Genomic DNA, 17,413 nt, shown 5'->3' with positions numbered 1-17,413 from the left:
AAGCACCGACCACGGATGATGGAGGGCATGCGCGTCAAGCCCGTCGTCCCGGCCTTCGACCGGCTGGTGGCTTCCGGCCGCCGGCTCACCGAGGACTGGGCCGGGTCGCCGCGGGCCGTGGACGTGCTCACCGCGCTCGGCTGCCTCGGCCTGATGGCCCTCGACCTCCCGGGCCTTGCCGCCGCCGACAACTCCCTGACCGGGCCCGCCGCCGCCGTCGTCCTCGCCCTGGGCTGCGCCACCCTGCTGGTGCGCCGCCGGCAGCCCTGGATCTCGTACCTGGCCGCGCTGCTCTTCATCGGATGGCTGCACGAGCTCACCCTGATTCAGTTCGCCCTCTACTCGGTCGGTCGCCACCGCGGGCGCCGGGCCGGGGTCCTCGCCACCCTCGCCTACGTGGCCTTCGCGCTGGGCATGTTCGTCCTGCCGGGCTGGCCCGAGCCCGCGGGGCAGACCCTCAGCGGGTTCCTCAGCGTGGTCGTACCCATCGGGGTGCTCGCCTCCGCGGTGGGCATCGCCGCCTACCGGCACGACCTGGTGGGGGAGCTGACCGCCCGGCGGGCCGAGTCCGCCGTGCTCCACGCCGTCCAGCAGGAGCGCACCTCCGTGGCCCGCGACGTCCATGACTTCGTCGGGCGCGAGCTGACCCTGCTCACGGTCCGCTCCGAGGTGCTGTCGATGCGGGCGCGGGAGACGGCGTACGGGCCGGACTTCGAGGAGCTGGCCGACACCGCGCGCCGGGCCCATCTGGTGCTCAACGAGATCATCGTGCAGCGCGGGGAGCGGGCCTCGACCCCGGGCGTGGACGGGCTGCCGGCGCTCGCCGAGGAGAGCGGGCGGGCCGGTTCGCCCGTCCGGCTCGCCATGGACGAGGACGTGCACGAGCTCTCCCCGCTGCGGCAGGCGGCGGTCTACCGGGTGGTGCAGGAGTGCCTGACCAATGCCGCCAAGCACGCCCACGGGGAGACCATCGACGTGTCGATCACGGCGGACGGCCAGCGGCTGCGGATAGCGGTCCGCAACGGGCTGCCGGCCCGGACCCCGGGCCGGGCCCCCGTCTCGGCGGGCTCGGGCACGGCGAGCATGTCCGAGCGCGTACGCAGCCTCGGCGGGACCCTGACGGCGACCCGCAGGCGGGACGCGTACGAGGTCGTCGCCGTCCTCCCGCGCGGCTGAGTCCTTCTCAGACCTTCGCCGGGGCCGACAGGCCGCCCAGGGTGTCCAGGTCCTCCACGCACCGGCCGGAGCCCAGCACCACGCAGTCCAACGGGTTGTCCGCGACGAAGACCGGGATGCCCGTGGCGGAAGCCATCCGCAGGTCCAGGCCGGGCAGCAGGGCGCCGCCGCCGGTCAGCACGATGCCGTGCTCCATCACGTCACCGGACAGCTCCGGCGGGCACTCCTCCAGGGTGGTGCGCACGGCGGTGATGATCGCCTCGACCGGCTCGTCGAGCGCGGCCCGGACGTCCCGCGCGGTCAGCGTGAGGGTCTTGGGCATGCCGCCGACCCGCTCGCGGCCGCGCACGGTGAAGGTGCGCGTCTCCAGCTCCGGCCGGTCGGGGACCGGCCAGGCGGAGCCGAGGCCCAGCTTGACGTCCTCGGCGGTGCGCTCCCCGATGAGCAGCCCGTGTTCCTTGCGTACGTGGTCCATGACCGCCGTGTCGAGCCGGTCCCCGCCGACGCGCAGCGACCGGGACGTGACGATGCCGCCCAGGGAGATGACGGCGACCTCGGAGGTGCCGCCGCCGATGTCCACGACCATGGAGCCGCGGGGTTCGGCCACGGGCAGTCCGGCGCCGATCGCCGCGGCCATCGGCTCCTCGATGAGGTGCACGGCCCTGGCTCCGGCCCGGGTGGCCGCCTGGACGATGGCCCGCCGCTCGACGGGGGTGACACCGGAGGGCACGCAGATCACCATCCGGGTGCGGGGCCGCCGGCCCGGGACGGCCTTGCGGACGAAGTGCCGGATCATCTCCTCCGCGGCCTCGTAGTCGCAGATCACACCGCCCCGTAGCGGGCGGATCGCGGTGATGGAGCCGGGGGTGCGGCCGATGGTCTCCTTGGCGTCCGTGCCGACGGCCAGGGCGGTGGTGGTGCCCGCCTTCACGGCGACCACGGACGGCTCATCGAGGACGATCCCGTGCCCCCGTGCGTAGACGAGGGTGTTGGCGGTGCCCAGGTCCATCCCTATGTCGCGGCTGGATGCTGTCTTGTTGCTGCTGGCCTGCGGCATTTATTCCCCTATCTCCTGCCGCAAGGCTTGCATAACGATCCGGTCGCTCCGGGTGCCGTAGGTCCCGAAACGGCCGGGCCGAAAGTCCTTGGGGTCCCCGTCCGTAGACTGGCCCTGTGAGTGACCAGCAGCCCGAGAGCCACGACCGCGACGACAACGACGACCTCGCCGGCACCTTCGACGAGTTCGACCAGATCGTGGCGGAAGAGTCCGACCGCGACCCCGACCTGGCGGTGATCGAGGCCGGTAGCCGCACCCTGCGCGCCCAGGCCGGACCGCCCCAGGACGATCCGGTACCCGCCCGGCCCGTCGACCCGGAGGTCGCCAAGGCGCTGCTGGAGGTGGAGCAGGAGCTCGCCACCCGCTGGGGCGAGACCAAGCTGGAGCCCTCGGTGTCGCGGATCGCGGCGCTGATGGACGTGCTGGGCGAGCCGCAGCGCGCGTACCCGTCCATCCACGTCACCGGCACCAACGGCAAGACGAGCACGGCCCGGATGATCGAGTCCCTGCTGAACGCCTTCGAGCTGCGCACCGGGCGCTACACCAGCCCGCACGTGCAGTCGATCACCGAGCGGATCAGCCTCGACGGGGCCCCGATCACCGCCGAGCGCTTCGTCGAGACGTACCACGACATCAAGCCGTACGTGGAGATGGTCGACGCCTCCGAGGAGTACCGGCTGTCCTTCTTCGAGGTGCTCACCGGAATGGCCTACGCGGCCTTCGCGGACGCCCCGGTGGACGTGGCCGTGGTCGAGGTCGGCATGGGCGGCAGCTGGGACGCGACCAACGTGATCGACGCGTCCGTCGCGGTGGTCACCCCGATCAGCCTGGACCACACCGACCGGCTCGGCTCCACGCCCGGTGAGATCGCCGTGGAGAAGGGCGGCATCGTCAAGCAGGACGCGACCGTGATCCTGGCCCAGCAGCCGGTGGACGCGGCGCAGGTGCTGCTGAAGAAGGCCGTCGAGGTGGACGCCACGGTGGCCCGCGAGGGCATGGAGTTCGGCGTCGTCTCGCGCGAGGTCGCGGTCGGCGGCCAGCAGCTGACGCTGCGCGGTGTGGGCGGCGAGTACGACGGCATCTTCCTGCCGATGTACGGCGCGCACATGGCGCACAACGCGGCGGTCGCCCTGGCGGCCGTGGAGGCGTTCTTCGGCGTCGGCGGCGAGCACGCCCGGATCCTGGACGTGGACACCGTGCGCAAGGCCTTCGCCTCGGTGTCCTCGCCGGGCCGTATGGAGGTCGTGCGGCGCAGCCCGACCGTGGTCCTGGACGCCGCCCACAACCCGGCGGGCGCCGCGGCCACCGCCGAGGCGGTCACCGAGTCCTTCGGCTTCAGCCGGCTGATCGGGGTCGTCGCCGCGAGCGAGGGCAAGGACGTCCGCGGGGTGCTGGAGGCCTTCGAGCCGATCTTCGCGGAGGTGGTGCTGACGGAGAACTCCAGCCACCGGGCGATGGGCGCGGACGAGCTGGCGGCCGTCGCGGTCGAGGTCTTCGGCGCGGATCGGGTGCAGGTGGAGCCGCGGCTGGACGACGCCCTGGAGGCGGCGATCACCCTGGCGGAGGAAGAGGCCGAATACGGAGGGGCCGGGGTCCTGGTGACCGGTTCCGTGATCACGGTGGGCGAGGCCCGCCTGCTGCTGAAGAGGGGCTGAGGGATGCGCACGCTGTGTGCGAGCACGCTGATCGGCGAGTTCTTCGTGATCGGCTTCGCGGGGCTGGTGGCGATGAAGGACCCCGACCTGACCCAGGCGTCGGTCTGGACGGTGTGCGGGGTCACCATGCTGCTGTCGGTGCTGCTGTGCGGGATGCTGTCGCGTCCCGGGGCGGTCCAGCTGGGCTGGGCCCTGCAGATCGGTCTGATCCTGAGCGGGTTCGTCGTGCCGACGATGTTCTTCCTCGGCGCGGTCTTCGCCGGCCTGTGGTGGTGCTCCGTCCACTACGGCCGCAAGATCGACACGATCAAGGCGCGCTGGGCGGCCGCTCAGGAGGCGCCGGGGGCACCCGGGGCGCCTGACGCTGCGTGACGGGTCCCCGGATCGGCCCTGTAGATTCGCCCTACCGCACCCGTTTGCCGCAAGGAGCCGCAACATGACCCAGCGCACCCTCGTCCTGCTCAAGCCCGACGCCGTCCGTCGTGGTCTGGTCGGCGAGATCATCGGCCGCATCGAGCGGAAGGCCGGCTGGACCATCCCCGCACTGGAGCTGCGTACGCTGGACCAGGAGACCCTGGAGGCGCACTACGGCGAGCACAAGGGCAAGCCGTTCTACGAGCCGCTCATGGGCTTCATGGCGAGCGGTCCGATCGTCGCCCTGGTGGTCGAAGGGGAGCGCGTGATCGAGGGTGTCCGCCAGTTGGCCGGACCCACTGACCCGATCGCCGCGGCTCCGGGCTCCATCCGGGGTGACTTCGGCACGATCACGCGTGAGAACCTGATCCACGCCTCGGACTCGGAGGAGTCCGCCGAACGTGAGCTGAAGCTGTTCTTCCCGGCGCTCTGAGCACTCTTTCCTGACGCAACATCAGCCGAATAGCGCTCATGACCTGGGGCGACCGAAGTAATTTCGGTCGCCCCCCGGTATTTCCGGGCCGAAGCGGGAACGCCTGGGCAGGACACGTCGTCACCACTGAGGGGGCGGGTATCCATTCCGGCGGGATTGCCGGAGTCCCGTCGCGCGGTCTTCGTACTTGCGGCACTACGATGGGGCCTCCACCCACACACCCACCTCGCCGACCTGACAGCAGCCGCTATCAACTGGAAGGCCAGACGCTCCTCATGGGGAACAAGGGGAACAAAATGTCGTTCATCGGCCGTGACATGGCGATCGACCTCGGGACCGCCAACACGCTGGTGTACGTGAGGGGCCGGGGGATCGTCCTGAACGAGCCGTCCGTGGTCGCCATCAACACGAACACCGGCGGCATCCTGGCGGTCGGCTCGGAGGCGAAGAAGATGATCGGGCGCACGCCCGGCAACATCGTCGCCGTACGGCCCCTCAAGGACGGCGTGATCGCCGACTTCGAGATCACCGAGCGCATGCTCCGGTACTTCATCCTCAAGATCCACAAGCGCCGCTACCTGGCTCGCCCGCGCGTGGTGGTCTGCGTTCCCTCCGGCATCACGGGAGTGGAGCGACGCGCCGTCATCGAGGCGTCCACGCAGGCCGGCGCCCGCCAGGTGCACATCATCGAAGAGCCCATGGCCGCCGCCATCGGCTCGGGCCTGCCCGTCCACGAGGCCACCGGCAACATGGTCGTGGACATCGGCGGCGGCACCACCGAGGTCGCCGTCATCTCCCTCGGCGGAATCGTCACGGCACAGTCCATCCGGGTGGCCGGCGACGAGCTCGACAACGCGATCATCCAGCACATCAAGAAGGAGTACTCCCTCCTCCTCGGTGAGCGCACGGCCGAGCAGATCAAGATCACCATCGGGTCGGCCTACGACCTCGACAAGGACGAGCACACCGAGATCCGCGGTCGCGACCTGGTCTCCGGCCTGCCCAAGACGGTCGTCATCTCGGCCGCCGAGGTGCGCAAGGCCATCGAGGAGCCGGTCAACGCCATCGTCGACGCGGTCAAGACCACGCTCGACAAGTGCCCGCCGGAGCTCTCCGGCGACATCATGGACCGCGGCATCGTCCTGACCGGTGGCGGCGCCCTGCTGCGCGGCCTCGACGAGCGGCTGCGCCGGGAGACCGGCATGCCGATCCACATCGCGGAGGACCCCCTCGACTCCGTCGCGCTCGGCTCCGGCAAGTGCGTCGAGGAGTTCGAGGCCCTCCAGCAGGTCCTGGACGCCCAGCCCCGTCGCTGACAGATGCCCCTCCCTGCCGGAGGGGCCATGCGGAACACAAGGATCCGCCGTACGGGTGCTACCGGGCCCGTGCGGCGGATCGTTGATATACAGGCAAAGACAAATCCGACGAGGAAGGCACGGCCGCCGCACGTGAGGGACACACGAGAAAGCCGGCTGCTCCTGGTGCTTCTGATCGCCATCGCGTTCGCATTGATCACGGTGGACATCAGGGCAGGCGAGGAGTCGCCGGTCGACGGTGCCCGACAGGCCGCCGCAGCGGTCTTCGGCCCGGTCGAGGAAGGTGTGGCGACCGCGGTCGATCCGGTCGCCAACGCCATAGGGGCGGTAAGGGACTCCGGCGAGCGCCACAACCGCATCGCCACGCTGGAGCGCGAGAACGCGGCACTGAAGGCCAAGCTGGGCAGCGAGGACCAGACCCGCAGCCGCATCCACGAGCTCGACGAGATGCTCAAGCGGGCCGGCGCCGGCCAGTACGGCATCAAGGGCGCCGAGGTCATCGCCATAGGGGCGGCCCAGGGCTTCTCCTGGACCGTCACCATCGACGCCGGCAGCAAGGACGGCATCGAACGCGACATGACCGTCCTCAACGGGGACGGCCTCGTCGGCCGGGTCAGCACCGTCGGCCCCGACACCGCCACCGTCGTCCTCGCCAACGACCCCGACTTCACCGTCGGCACCCGTCTGGAGAAGACCGGTGAACTGGGCTTCGCCACGGGCCAGGGCGACCGTGCCCTGTCCGTCCAGATGCTCAACGGCAAGGCCAAGGTCAGCCCCGGCGACCGGCTCGTCACCTTCGGCTCGCGCGGCAACAAGCCCTTCGTGCCCGGTGTGCCGATCGGCGAGGTGGTCAAGGTCGACCCCTCGCGCGGCGACCTGACCCGCACCGTATGGGTGCGTCCGTTCGTCGGCTTCTCGCGCCTGGACATCGTCGGCGTCGTGGTGATGCCGCCGCGCGAGGACCCCCGCGACGCGGTCCTGCCGCCCAAGCCCGAGGCCCCCAAGCCCACCCCGACGGTCACCGTCACGGTCACCCCGTCCGGGTCCGCGGTGGCCGGCAAGCCCGCCGACGAGTAGGGACAGACCTCCATGCGTTTCAACAGGATCCTGCTCTCGGCCACCCTCGTCGTGGTCGCCCTCGTCATCCAGGTCACCGTCCTGGGCCGGCTCCAACTGCCCGGCGCCGTGCCCGACCTGCTGCTCCTCACCGTCGTCTCGCTGGCTCTGGTCTACGGGCACGTCAGCGGCGCGCTCATCGGCTTCGCCGCCGGCCTCCTCGCCGACCTGGCCCCGCCCGCCGACCACGCCGCCGGGCGGTACGCGCTCGTGCTGTGCGTCATCGGCTACGTCGCCGGCCTGACCCGCCCCGACGGCGGCCGGTTCCGCTCCGCCTGGGGCCCGATGCTCACCGTCGTCGCCGCCGCGATCGGCTCCACCCTGCTCTACGCGGGTGTGGGCGCCCTCGTCGGCGACACCGCCGCCCGCCACGTGGGTCTGACCGGGCTGCTGTTCACGGCGACCCTCTACGACCTGCTGCTCGCGCCGTTCACCGTGCCGTTCATCATGGCCCTGGCCCGGCGCGCCGAGAACGACCCGATGGCCGTCGAGGCCGGCGGCGGCCCCGCCAACAAGGCCGCCGACGTCTCCGCCGGCTGGCTGGCCGGCGGTACGGGCCTGCGCATCGGCAGCCAGCGCGGCGGCCTGCGGCTGAAGACCGCGCGCTCGCGGGCCAACAAAGCCATCCGCATAAAGGGGGTCAAGCCGGTAAAGGGTGTGAAGAGCGTCAAAAAGCTGTGAGGGAGGAGCAGTCGTGACCAACGTTCCTGAGACCGGACGCACCTCCCGGGTGCAGATCAGGCTCGTCATGATCCAGGTGCTCGTCTTCTCGATGCTCCTCACCCTCGGCGGCCGGCTCTGGTACCTCCAGATCCGCAACGGCGACGAGTACTACCACGAGGCGAAGAGCAACCACGTCCAGCGGGTCGTCCAGCCCGCCGTGCGCGGCTCGATCCTCGACGCCCGTGGGGTCCCGCTCGCCGACAACGAGACGCGCCTCGTCGTCTCCGCCAGCCGCACCGCGCTGATGAAGATGAAGGACAAGGGCAAGGGCGTCATGACCCGCCTCGCAGACGTCCTGGACATGACCCCCAAGGAGGTCATGGAGAAGGTTCGGCTCTGCGACTCCCAGACCCCCGCGCCCTGCTGGAACGGTTCCCCGTACCAGCCGATCCCGGTCACCCTCGAGGCCACCACGCAGCAAGCGCTGCAGCTGCGCGAACGCCCGGAGGAGTTCCCCGGCATCACGGCGGAGCCCACCGCCGTCCGCCGCTACCCGGCCCCCGGCGGGGCCCGCACCGCGCAGGTGCTCGGCTACCTCTCGCCGGTCACCGACGACGAGATCCAGAAGGCCAAGGACACCGACTCGCCGCACCTGAGGTCCGACCAGGTCGGCCGCTCCGGAATCGAGCGCACCTACGACAGGCAGTTGCGCGGCAAGGCGGAAGTCACCTCGTACGAGGTCGACAACCTCGGCCGGGTCATGGGCCAGACCAAGTCCGACCCGGGCGTGGCCGGATCCACCCTCGTCACGAGCATCGACGCCCGGGTCCAGGCCGTCGCGGAGTACGAGCTCCAGGACGCGATGAAGGTCGTCCGCAACGAGACCGACAACATCACCGGCCGCAAGTACGAGGCCGACTCGGGCGCCGTCGTCGTCATGGAGGCCAAGACCGGCCGCATCGTCGCGATGGCCTCCCAGCCCGACTACGACCCCAACGCCTGGGTCGGCGGCATCTCCGGCAAGGACTACGCCGGCCTCACCAGCAAGAGCTCGAACTACCCGCTGCTCAACCGGGGCATCCAGGGCATGGCCCCCGCGGGCTCCATCTTCAAGGTGGTCTCCGCGAGCGCGGCCGTCCGGGCCGGCTACAAGTTCGACGACAAGTACAACTGCAGCAGCTCCTACAGCCTCGGCGGCCGGAGCTTCGCGAACTTCGAGTCCAAGGGACACGGCCCCATCACCCTCGGAGACGCCCTCAAGTTCTCCTGCAACACCGTCTTCTACGCCCTGGGTCACAAGGAGTGGCAGCGCGACGGCGGCCTCAGCCCCAAGAAGGACGCGCACGACTGGTTCTACCGGACCGCCCGGGAGTTCGGACTCGGCTCCGAGACCGGGATCGACCTGCCGAACGAGGTCACCGGCCGCATCCCCGACCGGAAGTGGAAGCAGAACTTCTGGAAGGCCAACAAGAACGCCTGGTGCAAGCAGGGCAAGCGGGGCGGCACCTACGTCGAGCAGATCGCCTACGAGAGCTGCCTCGAAGGCAACCAGCTGAAGGCCTACGACAGCATCAACTTCGCCATCGGCCAGGGCGACGTCCTCGTCACCCCCATCCAGATGGCCACCGCGTACTCCGCCATCAGCAACGGCGGCACCCTCTACAACCCCACCGTCGGCAAGGCCGTGATCAGCCCCGACGGCAAGCACGTCGAGATGATCAAGCCTCAGTCGCACGGCAGGCTGCCGATCAACGCCAAGACCATCGGCGACCTCGACAAGGGGCTGCGCTCGGTCGTCGAGCCCGGGGGCACCGCCGCCTGGCGGTTCGGCGGCTGGCCGATGGACAAGATCACGATGCACGCCAAGACCGGTACCGCACAGGTCTACGGCAAGCAGACCACGTCCTGGCTGGCGACCTACACCAAGGACTTCACGATCGTCATGACGATCTCCCAGGGCGGCACCGGCTCCGGAGCCGCGGGCCCCGCCGTGCGCAACCTCTACAACGCCATCTACGGTCTGACCATGGACGGGAAGCCGGACCCGAAGGGGGCCCTGCTGTCGGGCCCGGAGGTCAAACTGCCCAGGGTCAATCCCGACGGTTCCATCGACTCCCCGGAGATCCGCCCGTACGTACGGCGGTCCCCTGAGGAACTGGAGCCGCCGGCGCTCGCCGGGCCACCCCCGACACGGCAGGACTGAGGACCGAAAACGACATGCCCACCGCCAACAAGTTCTCCGTCTCCCGGTACGCGCCCGAGCGCGGGGCGATGGCCAAGCTCACCGCCCGCGACTCCGTGGTGCGCCGGCTCGACTGGCCGATCCTCCTCTCCGCGCTCGCCCTCTCCTTCATCGGCGCCCTGCTGGTGTGGTCGGCGACCCGCAACAGGACCTCGCTGAACCAGGGGGACCCGTACTACTTCCTGGCCCGGCACGCCCTGAACACCGGCATCGGCCTCGTGCTGATGATCGGCACGATCTGGCTCGGCCACCGCACCCTGCGGGGCGCCGTCCCGATCCTCTACGGGCTCTCCCTCGTGCTGATCCTCGCCGTGCTCACCCCGCTCGGCGCCACCATCAACGGCGCCCACGCGTGGATCGTCATCGGCGGCGGATTCTCCCTCCAGCCGTCCGAGTTCGTGAAGATCACGATCATCCTGGTGATGGCGATGCTGCTGGCCACCCGGGTGGACGCGGGCGACCTCGCGCACCCGGACCACCGCACGGTCGTCAAGGCGCTGTGCCTGGCGGCGGCCCCGATGGGCATCGTCATGCTGATGCCCGACCTCGGCTCCGTCATGGTCATGATCGTGATCGTGCTCGGCGTGCTGCTGGCCTCCGGCGCCTCCAACCGCTGGGTGGTGGGCCTGCTCGGCGCGGGCGCGAGCGGTGCCATCCTGATATGGCAGTTGGGCGTCCTCGACGAGTACCAGATCAACCGCTTCGCGGCCTTCGCCAACCCCGAGCTCGACCCGGCGGGCGTCGGCTACAACACCAACCAGGCGCGCATCGCGATCGGCTCCGGCGGGCTGACCGGCTCCGGGCTCTTCAAGGGCTCGCAGACCACCGGCCAGTTCGTGCCCGAGCAGCAGACCGACTTCGTCTTCACGGTGGCGGGGGAGGAGCTGGGCTTCGTCGGGGCCGGGCTGATCCTGCTGCTGCTCGGCATCATCCTGTGGCGGTCCTGCATGATCGCCCGGGAGACCACCGAGCTCTACGGGACGATCGTGTGTGCCGGGATCATCGCCTGGTTCGCCTTCCAGTCCTTCGAGAACATCGGCATGACCCTCGGCATCATGCCGGTGGCCGGCCTCCCCCTGCCGTTCGTCTCGTACGGAGGATCGTCGATGTTCGCCGTGTGGGTGGCGATCGGACTACTGCAGTCGATCAAGGTCCAACGGCCATTGTCGGCCTGATGTTCCGTTCACCCTGCCGACGTGATCCGTTCAGGACTAAGTTCGGTCTATGGCGGACACCAAGCGCGAAATCGAGCGAAAATTCGAGTTCTCCAAGGCCAAATCTGCCCGGCGCGGGGTGCCGGACCTGACGGGCACGGCCGCCATCGCGGCCGTATCCGACCAGGGCACCGTCGACCTCGACGCCGTCTACTACGACACCCCTGACCAGCGGCTCGCCGCCGACGGTCTCACCCTCAGGCGCAGAACGGGCGGCGCGGACGAGGGCTGGCACCTCAAACTGCCCGTCTCCCCGGGAGTGCGCGACGAGATCGGGGCCGCGCTCAGCGACACGGTCCCGCCCGCCCTGGCCGCCCTGGTCCGCTCCCGCGTCCGCGGCGCCGGGCTCCAGCCGCAGGTCCGGCTCGTCTCCTCACGCCGCGTCAGCCACCTGCTCGACGCCGACGGGGCGCTGCTCGCGGAACTGAGCACCGACGCCGTCCTGGCCGAGCGCGGCGAGGCCACCGCCGCCTGGACCGAGGTCGAGGTGGAACTCGCCGACGGCGTCGACCCCGAACTGCTCGACGCCGTGGAGAAGACCTTCCGCAAGGCCGGGCTCCGGGTCTCCGACGCCCCCTCGAAGCTCGCCCGCGCCCTCACCGAGACCGCCTCCGAGCCCCCGGCCCGGCCCGAGGGCGGCGGCCCCGAGGGCACCGCGGGCGCGCACGTACTCGCGTACCTGCGCGAACAGCGCGACGCGCTCGTCGCCCAGGACCCGGCGGTGCGGCGCGGCCTGCCGGACTCCGTCCACCAGATGCGGGTCGCGAGCCGTCGACTGCGCAGCGCCCTCAAGACCTACCGCAAGGTGATCGACCGGGCGGCCACCGACCCGATCGGCGAGGAACTGCGCCGGCTCGCCGGCGAACTCGGCGTCGACCGCGACCAGGAGGTGCTGCTGGAGCGGATCCAGGACCGCCTCGGCGAGCTGCCACGCACCCTGCTGATCGGCCCGGTCCGCAGCCGGCTGCGCGTATGGAACACCGCCCGGCGCTCCGCGTCGCGGCGCCGGGCGGTCGCCGTGCTCGACAGCGCGCGCTACGTGGCCCTGCTCGACTCCCTCGACGCCCTGCTGGAGTCGCCCCCACTGCTGAAGGCCGCGGCCCGGCACCCGGAGGCGGTCCTGCCCAAGGCGGTCCTCCGTGACTACGCGCGCCTCGCCGCCCGGGTCGACGGCGCGCTCTCCCTCGACGAGGGCCACGAGCGGGACCTGGCCCTGCACGAGGCCCGCAAGGCGGCCAAGCGCTTCCGGTACGCGGCCGAGTCGGCCGTGCCCGTCCTCGGCGGACCGGCGAAGGAGCTGGCCAAGGCCGGGAAGTCGGTGCAGTCCCTGCTCGGCGACCACCAGGACAGCGTGGTGGCCCGCGAGGCCCTGCGCGGCCTCGCCGTCCAGGCGACGGGCGCGGGGGAGTCCGCCTTCACCTGGGGCGTGCTCTACGCCCGCGAGGAGGCCCTGGCCGAGCGGCGCGAACGGGAACTTCCCGACGTCTGGGCCAAGGCCTCCGACCCCGCGCTGCGGGCCGCATTGGAATGATCATGTGGGTGGGGGCGGCCGAGCCTCGGGGTACGCTTGAGAGCTGCCCCCTGCCCGCTTCACGAAAGTCGCGTGATGACCGAGTCGGTCTTCCCTCAGCTTGAGGCCCTGCTTCCGCATGTGCAGAAGCCCATCCAGTACGTCGGCGGTGAACTCAACTCCACGGTCAAGGAGTGGGAGAGCTGCGACGTCCGCTGGGCGCTCATGTACCCGGACGCGTACGAAGTCGGGCTGCCCAACCAGGGCGTCATGATCCTTTACGAGGTGCTCAACGAACGCGAGGGCGTCCTCGCCGAGCGCACCTACAGCGTGTGGCCCGACCTCGAAGAACTGATGCGCGAGCACAAGGTGCCGCAGTTCACCGTGGACAGCCACCGCCCGGTCTCCGCCTTCGACGTGTTCGGCCTGTCCTTCTCCACGGAGCTGGGCTACACCAACATGCTCACGGCGCTGGACCTCGCGGGCATCCCGCTGGAGGCCCGCAACCGTACCGTCGACCACCCGATCGTCCTCGCGGGCGGCCACGCGGCCTTCAACCCCGAGCCGATCGCGGAGTTCATCGACTGCGCGGTCATCGGCGACGGCGAGCAGGCCGTCCTCGACATGACCGAGATCATCCGCACCTGGAAGGCCGAGGGGCGGCCGGGCGGGCGCGAGGAAGTACTGCTGCGCCTGGCGAAGACCGGCAACGTCTACGTGCCGGGCTTCTACGACGTCGAGTACCTGCCGGACGGCCGCATCGGCCGTGTCGTGCCCAACCGCTCCGGCGTGCCGTGGCGCGTGTCCAAGCACACGGTCATGGACCTCGACGAGTGGCCCTACCCCAAGCAGCCCCTGGTCCCGCTCGCCGAGACCGTCCACGAGCGCATGTCCGTGGAGATCTTCCGCGGCTGCACCCGCGGCTGCCGTTTCTGCCAGGCCGGCATGATCACGCGCCCCGTGCGGGAGCGAAGCATCACCGGCATCGGCGAGATGGTGGAGCGCGGGCTGAAGGCCACGGGCTTCGAGGAGGTCGGTCTCCTGTCGCTGTCCTCCGCGGACCACACGGAGATCGCCGACATCGCCAAGGGCCTCGCCGACCGCTACACGGACGACAAGGTGGGCCTGTCCCTGCCGTCGACCCGCGTGGACGCGTTCAACGTGGACCTGGCCAACGAGCTGACCCGCAACGGTCGCCGCTCCGGCCTGACCTTCGCCCCCGAGGGCGGCTCCGAGCGCATGCGCAAGGTCATCAACAAGATGGTCTCGGAAGAGGACCTGATCCGGACCGTCTCCACCGCGTACGGCAACGGCTGGCGCCAGGTGAAGCTGTACTTCATGTGCGGCCTGCCCACCGAGACCGACGAGGACGTCCTCCAGATCGGCGACATGGCGGTCAACGTCATCGCCAAGGGCCGCGAGGTCTCCGGCCAGAACGACATCCGCTGCACGGTGTCCATCGGCGGATTCGTCCCCAAGCCGCACACCCCGTTCCAGTGGGCGCCGCAGCTGTCGGCCGAGGAGACGGACGCCCGCCTGGGCAAGCTCCGCGACAAGATCCGCGGCGACAAGAAGTACGGCCGCTCCATCGGCTTCCGCTACCACGACGGCAAGCCGGGCATCGTCGAGGGCCTGCTCTCGCGCGGCGACCGCCGCATCGGCGACGTCATCCGCGCCGTGTACGAGTCGGGCGGCCGCTTCGACGGCTGGCGCGAGCACTTCAGCTACGACCGCTGGATGGAGGCGGCCGAGAAGACCCTGCCCGCCTACGGCGTGGACGTGGCCTGGTACACGACCCGCGAGCGCACCTACGAAGAGGTCCTGCCCTGGGACCACCTGGACTCCGGTCTCGACAAGGACTGGCTCTGGGAGGACTGGCAGGACGCCCTCGACGAGACCGAGGTCGACGACTGCCGCTGGACCCCGTGCTTCGACTGCGGCGTCTGTCCTCAGATGCAGACGGAGATCCAGATCGGCCCGACCGGCAAGAAGCTGCTCCCGCTCTCCGTCGTGAAGTAACCCTTGGGTCACGAGAGGCCCCCGCCCGCAACGGGTGGGGGCCTCTGCCGTGTCCTTCACTGCATGGAAACGGACAAGCGGCCTCCCGGCGAGGGCGACGGTGGCGGCGACGGGTGCCTGGTGGGCGTCATCAGGCTCCCCGTGAAGATCGTCGCGGTACTCGTCGTACTGCCCGTACGAGTGGTCTGGGAACTGCTCGTCGCCGGAGGCCGGGCCACGCACCGGCACGCCCTCGCGCCGCTGTACGCCCACGTCGTCGAGCCGCTGCTCCGTGCACTGGGATGGCTCCTGGCCACCCTGCTCAAGCTGGTCTTCGTCTGGCCGTGGGTCGGGCTGTGGCGGTACCTGATCACCCCGGTCGGCCGGGGCCTGGCCTGGCTCGGCCGCGGCGCGTACGAGCAACTGCTCGCGCCGGCCGGGCGGATCCTGATGACCTACGTCCTGCGTCCCCTCGGCACGGCACTGGCCTGGATCGGCCGAGGAGGGCTGCGGTACCTGCTCGCCCCGCTCGCCAAGGGCGTCACCTGGATCCTGTGGGCCCTGGCCATGACGCTGTGCGTGTGGCCGTGGGTCGCGCTGTGGCGCTACGTGCTCGCGCCCGTCGGTCGCGGCATCGCATGGCTGGCCGCGGCGGTTCACCGGTACGTGCTCACCCCGGTCGGGCACGGCCTGCTGTGGCTCGCGGCCGGTGTGTTCCGCTACCTGCTGCGGCCGGTGGGGCTGGGCCTCGTATGGCTGGTGGTCGCGCTGTACCGGTACCTGCTCCGGCCCGTCGGGCTCGGCGTCGCGTGGCTGGCCACCGCCCTGTACCGGTACGTGCTGCGGCCGATCGGGCAGGTCCTCGCATGGGCCTGGAACGTGGCCGGGCGGATCGTCGCCGCCCTGTGGCGCGGCCTCAAGTGGGTCGGCCGGGTGCTGGTCGGGTGGCCCGCGTCCCGGGTGTACCGGTACGTGCTGACCCCCGCCGGGCACGCCGTCCGCGAGGTCTGGCGGACCGGCCGCGCCGCGGTCCGCGAGGCGCGGGCCACAGTACGCCGTGCGCTGTTCGGTACTCCTCCCGTGGAACCGACGAGGTCACGGGCGCGTACTCTGGGTAGTACGACAGCCGCAGGCAACACGCCCGCTCCCGAGATCTCCCTCCACGAACGGCAGGGGTGAGCCGGAGGCAGGGCGACGCCCGCCGGCCCCCAGACGCTCAGGGCGACGCGCGAGCCGCGGAGCCCCGCACAAGGAGAAGAACCACTGGGCAAGCGACAGCCCGAAGGCCCGCCTCCCGCACCGGTGGTGCAGCGCATCCGACTGCGCTACACCAAGCGCGGCCGCCTCCGGTTCACCAGTCACCGTGACTTCCAGCGCGCCTTCGAGCGGGCCCTGCGCCGCGCCGAGGTGCCGATGGCGTACTCGGCCGGTTTCACCCCGCACCCGCGCGTCTCGTACGCGAACGCCGCACCGACCGGCACCGGCAGCGAGGCCGAGTACCTGGAGATCGGCCTCGCCGAGTCCCGCGACCCCGAGAAGCTCCGTGAGCTGCTCGACGAGTCGATGCCGACCGGACTCGACATCATCGACGCCGTCGAGGCCCGCACCTCGGGCCTCGCGGACCGGCTGACCGCCTCCGTGTGGGAGCTGCGCCTGGACGGCGTGGAGCTCGCGGAGGCCGAGCGGGCCGTGACGGCCTTCCTCGCCGCCGAGAACGTGGAGGTGCAGCGTCGGACCAAGAACGGAATGCGGACCTTCGACACGCGTGGTGCGGTCGTGAGCCTCGAAGCGCTTCCCGCCCCGGCTGATAGGCCGCTGGACAGTGCCTGTGCGATACTGCGGCTGGTTGTTCGGCATCTGACACCTGCCGTGCGACCCGACGACGTCCTGTCCGGTCTCCGAGCTGTGGCCGACCTGGCGCCGCCGGTCCCCTCAGCGGTGACCAGGCTGGCGCAGGGGCTCTTCGACGAGGAGTCCGGCACGGTGACCGACCCGCTCGCGCCCGACCGCGAGGCTGACACGGCCGCTCCACCCACGGCCGCCGTAGCAGCCGACGCGAAGGCGCCGGAAGGTCCCGCCGCGTAAGGAACGCCGTCGTCGCGCAGCCCTGGTACTCGGGAGCCACCTGGGTCGGGCCGCGCACTGACCTGAAGACTTCCGCCAGGCCGTACGGACAACACGTACGGAACCGGCGGCCATGGACTACAGCTCCCGTGTGGCGAACGCGCCCCGGAGGCCGGCTCCGCACTCATTACGCGGAGCCGTGCCGGACCGGAAGTCAGCCGCGGCGCCCGGGAGCGTGACGGGAGAACCGCCCGCAATGCTCAACAACGAAAACGACACCAATCCTGCTGGTAGCGCCGACAGCGGCAGCCCCAGCGACAACCTGCCGCCGCGCCGTCGCCGCCGTGCCGCCTCCCGGCCCGCGGGCCCGCCCGGTGGCGTCGTCGCCGAGACGACCCCGGTGACCGAGGCCGCCCCGGCCGCCGCCGAAGAGGCCGCTCCGGCCGCCGCCCCCGCTCGTTCCCGCCGCCGCGCGACCCGCGCCGTGGCCGCCCTGACCCGCGAGCTGCTGCTCCTCGACACGGCCCCGGTCTCATGAGCGCCGCCGCCGTGGAC

At 70.9% G+C, this 17,413-nt stretch carries 15 protein-coding genes; 14 read left to right on the top strand and 1 reads right to left on the bottom strand.

Going from position 1 to position 17,413, the window contains the following annotated elements:
• Positions 1–27: 27 nt before the first annotated feature.
• A complete protein-coding gene (locus tag AB8A24_RS21070) occupies positions 28–1,176 on the top strand; it encodes an ATP-binding protein (RefSeq protein ID WP_328963377.1) in 1,149 nt (382 codons plus the stop codon).
• Between the two features lie 7 nt (positions 1,177–1,183).
• On the opposite strand, the gene AB8A24_RS21065 is transcribed toward AB8A24_RS21070, so the two are convergent.
• Positions 1,184–2,233 (bottom strand): rod shape-determining protein, encoded by a 1,050-nt coding sequence (locus tag AB8A24_RS21065; RefSeq protein WP_266391354.1) that lies wholly within the window; start codon positions 2,231–2,233, stop codon positions 1,184–1,186.
• A gap of 197 nt (positions 2,234–2,430) precedes the next feature.
• Between AB8A24_RS21065 and AB8A24_RS21060 the strand changes: the two genes are divergently transcribed.
• The 13 genes from AB8A24_RS21060 (at position 2,431) to AB8A24_RS21000 (ending at position 17,396) form a co-directional block, all read left to right on the top strand.
• Positions 2,431–3,888, top strand: coding sequence for a folylpolyglutamate synthase/dihydrofolate synthase family protein (locus AB8A24_RS21060; RefSeq protein ID WP_328965981.1), 1,458 nt, complete (start codon positions 2,431–2,433; stop codon positions 3,886–3,888).
• Positions 3,889–3,891: 3 nt separating this feature from the next.
• Entirely contained in the window at positions 3,892–4,260 is a 369-nt protein-coding gene (locus AB8A24_RS21055) for a DUF4233 domain-containing protein (protein ID WP_328963378.1), read from the top strand.
• 64 nt (positions 4,261–4,324) lie between these two features.
• On the top strand, positions 4,325–4,735 hold the full coding sequence (gene ndk, locus AB8A24_RS21050) for a nucleoside-diphosphate kinase (protein WP_030008577.1): 411 nt from the start codon (positions 4,325–4,327) through the stop codon (positions 4,733–4,735).
• Between the two features lie 296 nt (positions 4,736–5,031).
• Positions 5,032–6,051: a rod shape-determining protein gene (locus tag AB8A24_RS21045; RefSeq protein ID WP_008738981.1), complete on the top strand. Its 1,020-nt coding sequence runs from the start codon at positions 5,032–5,034 to the stop codon at positions 6,049–6,051.
• A gap of 132 nt (positions 6,052–6,183) precedes the next feature.
• Positions 6,184–7,128 (top strand): rod shape-determining protein MreC, encoded by a 945-nt coding sequence (gene mreC, locus AB8A24_RS21040; RefSeq protein ID WP_030715772.1) that lies wholly within the window; start codon positions 6,184–6,186, stop codon positions 7,126–7,128.
• Between the two features lie 12 nt (positions 7,129–7,140).
• Positions 7,141–7,848, top strand: a complete 708-nt coding sequence (gene mreD / locus AB8A24_RS21035; protein ID WP_328963379.1) for a rod shape-determining protein MreD — start codon at positions 7,141–7,143, stop codon at positions 7,846–7,848.
• Between the two features lie 13 nt (positions 7,849–7,861).
• A complete protein-coding gene (gene mrdA, locus AB8A24_RS21030) occupies positions 7,862–10,033 on the top strand; it encodes a penicillin-binding protein 2 (RefSeq protein WP_328963380.1) in 2,172 nt (723 codons plus the stop codon).
• Between the two features lie 14 nt (positions 10,034–10,047).
• Positions 10,048–11,247, top strand: a complete 1,200-nt coding sequence (gene rodA, locus AB8A24_RS21025) for a rod shape-determining protein RodA (RefSeq protein ID WP_328963381.1) — start codon at positions 10,048–10,050, stop codon at positions 11,245–11,247.
• Positions 11,248–11,296: 49 nt separating this feature from the next.
• On the top strand, positions 11,297–12,817 hold the full coding sequence (locus AB8A24_RS21020) for a CHAD domain-containing protein (RefSeq protein WP_369477098.1): 1,521 nt from the start codon (positions 11,297–11,299) through the stop codon (positions 12,815–12,817).
• Positions 12,818–12,889: 72 nt separating this feature from the next.
• The gene (locus tag AB8A24_RS21015) at positions 12,890–14,815 is read left to right on the top strand and encodes a TIGR03960 family B12-binding radical SAM protein (RefSeq protein WP_208869402.1); all 1,926 of its coding nucleotides are present in this window, start codon (positions 12,890–12,892) and stop codon (positions 14,813–14,815) included.
• Positions 14,816–14,878: 63 nt separating this feature from the next.
• A complete protein-coding gene (locus tag AB8A24_RS21010) occupies positions 14,879–15,973 on the top strand; it encodes a hypothetical protein (RefSeq protein ID WP_369477097.1) in 1,095 nt (364 codons plus the stop codon).
• 126 nt (positions 15,974–16,099) lie between these two features.
• Positions 16,100–16,879 (top strand): TIGR03936 family radical SAM-associated protein, encoded by a 780-nt coding sequence (locus AB8A24_RS21005; protein WP_328963385.1) that lies wholly within the window; start codon positions 16,100–16,102, stop codon positions 16,877–16,879.
• A gap of 235 nt (positions 16,880–17,114) precedes the next feature.
• A complete protein-coding gene (locus AB8A24_RS21000; protein WP_369477095.1) occupies positions 17,115–17,396 on the top strand; it encodes a hypothetical protein in 282 nt (93 codons plus the stop codon).
• Positions 17,397–17,413: the final 17 nt, after the last annotated feature.

This window comes from Streptomyces sp. BF23-19 (assembly GCF_041106355.1).
Classification (GTDB): Bacteria; Actinomycetota; Actinomycetes; order Streptomycetales; family Streptomycetaceae; genus Streptomyces; species Streptomyces virginiae_A.
This window is presented reverse-complemented; position numbering and strand designations above follow the sequence as displayed.

Coding starts and splice junctions, on each gene's coding strand:
- AB8A24_RS21010 (WP_369477097.1), top strand. CDS start 14,879: ATGGAAACGGACAAGCGGCCTCCCGGCGAGGGCGACGGTGGCGGCGAC.
- mreD (WP_328963379.1), top strand. CDS start 7,141: ATGCGTTTCAACAGGATCCTGCTCTCGGCCACCCTCGTCGTGGTCGCC.
- AB8A24_RS21045 (WP_008738981.1), top strand. CDS start 5,032: ATGTCGTTCATCGGCCGTGACATGGCGATCGACCTCGGGACCGCCAAC.
- rodA (WP_328963381.1), top strand. CDS start 10,048: ATGCCCACCGCCAACAAGTTCTCCGTCTCCCGGTACGCGCCCGAGCGC.
- ndk (WP_030008577.1), top strand. CDS start 4,325: ATGACCCAGCGCACCCTCGTCCTGCTCAAGCCCGACGCCGTCCGTCGT.
- AB8A24_RS21065 (WP_266391354.1), bottom strand. CDS start 2,233: ATGCCGCAGGCCAGCAGCAACAAGACAGCATCCAGCCGCGACATAGGG.
- AB8A24_RS21020 (WP_369477098.1), top strand. CDS start 11,297: ATGGCGGACACCAAGCGCGAAATCGAGCGAAAATTCGAGTTCTCCAAG.
- AB8A24_RS21070 (WP_328963377.1), top strand. CDS start 28: ATGCGCGTCAAGCCCGTCGTCCCGGCCTTCGACCGGCTGGTGGCTTCC.
- AB8A24_RS21055 (WP_328963378.1), top strand. CDS start 3,892: ATGCGCACGCTGTGTGCGAGCACGCTGATCGGCGAGTTCTTCGTGATC.
- AB8A24_RS21000 (WP_369477095.1), top strand. CDS start 17,115: ATGCTCAACAACGAAAACGACACCAATCCTGCTGGTAGCGCCGACAGC.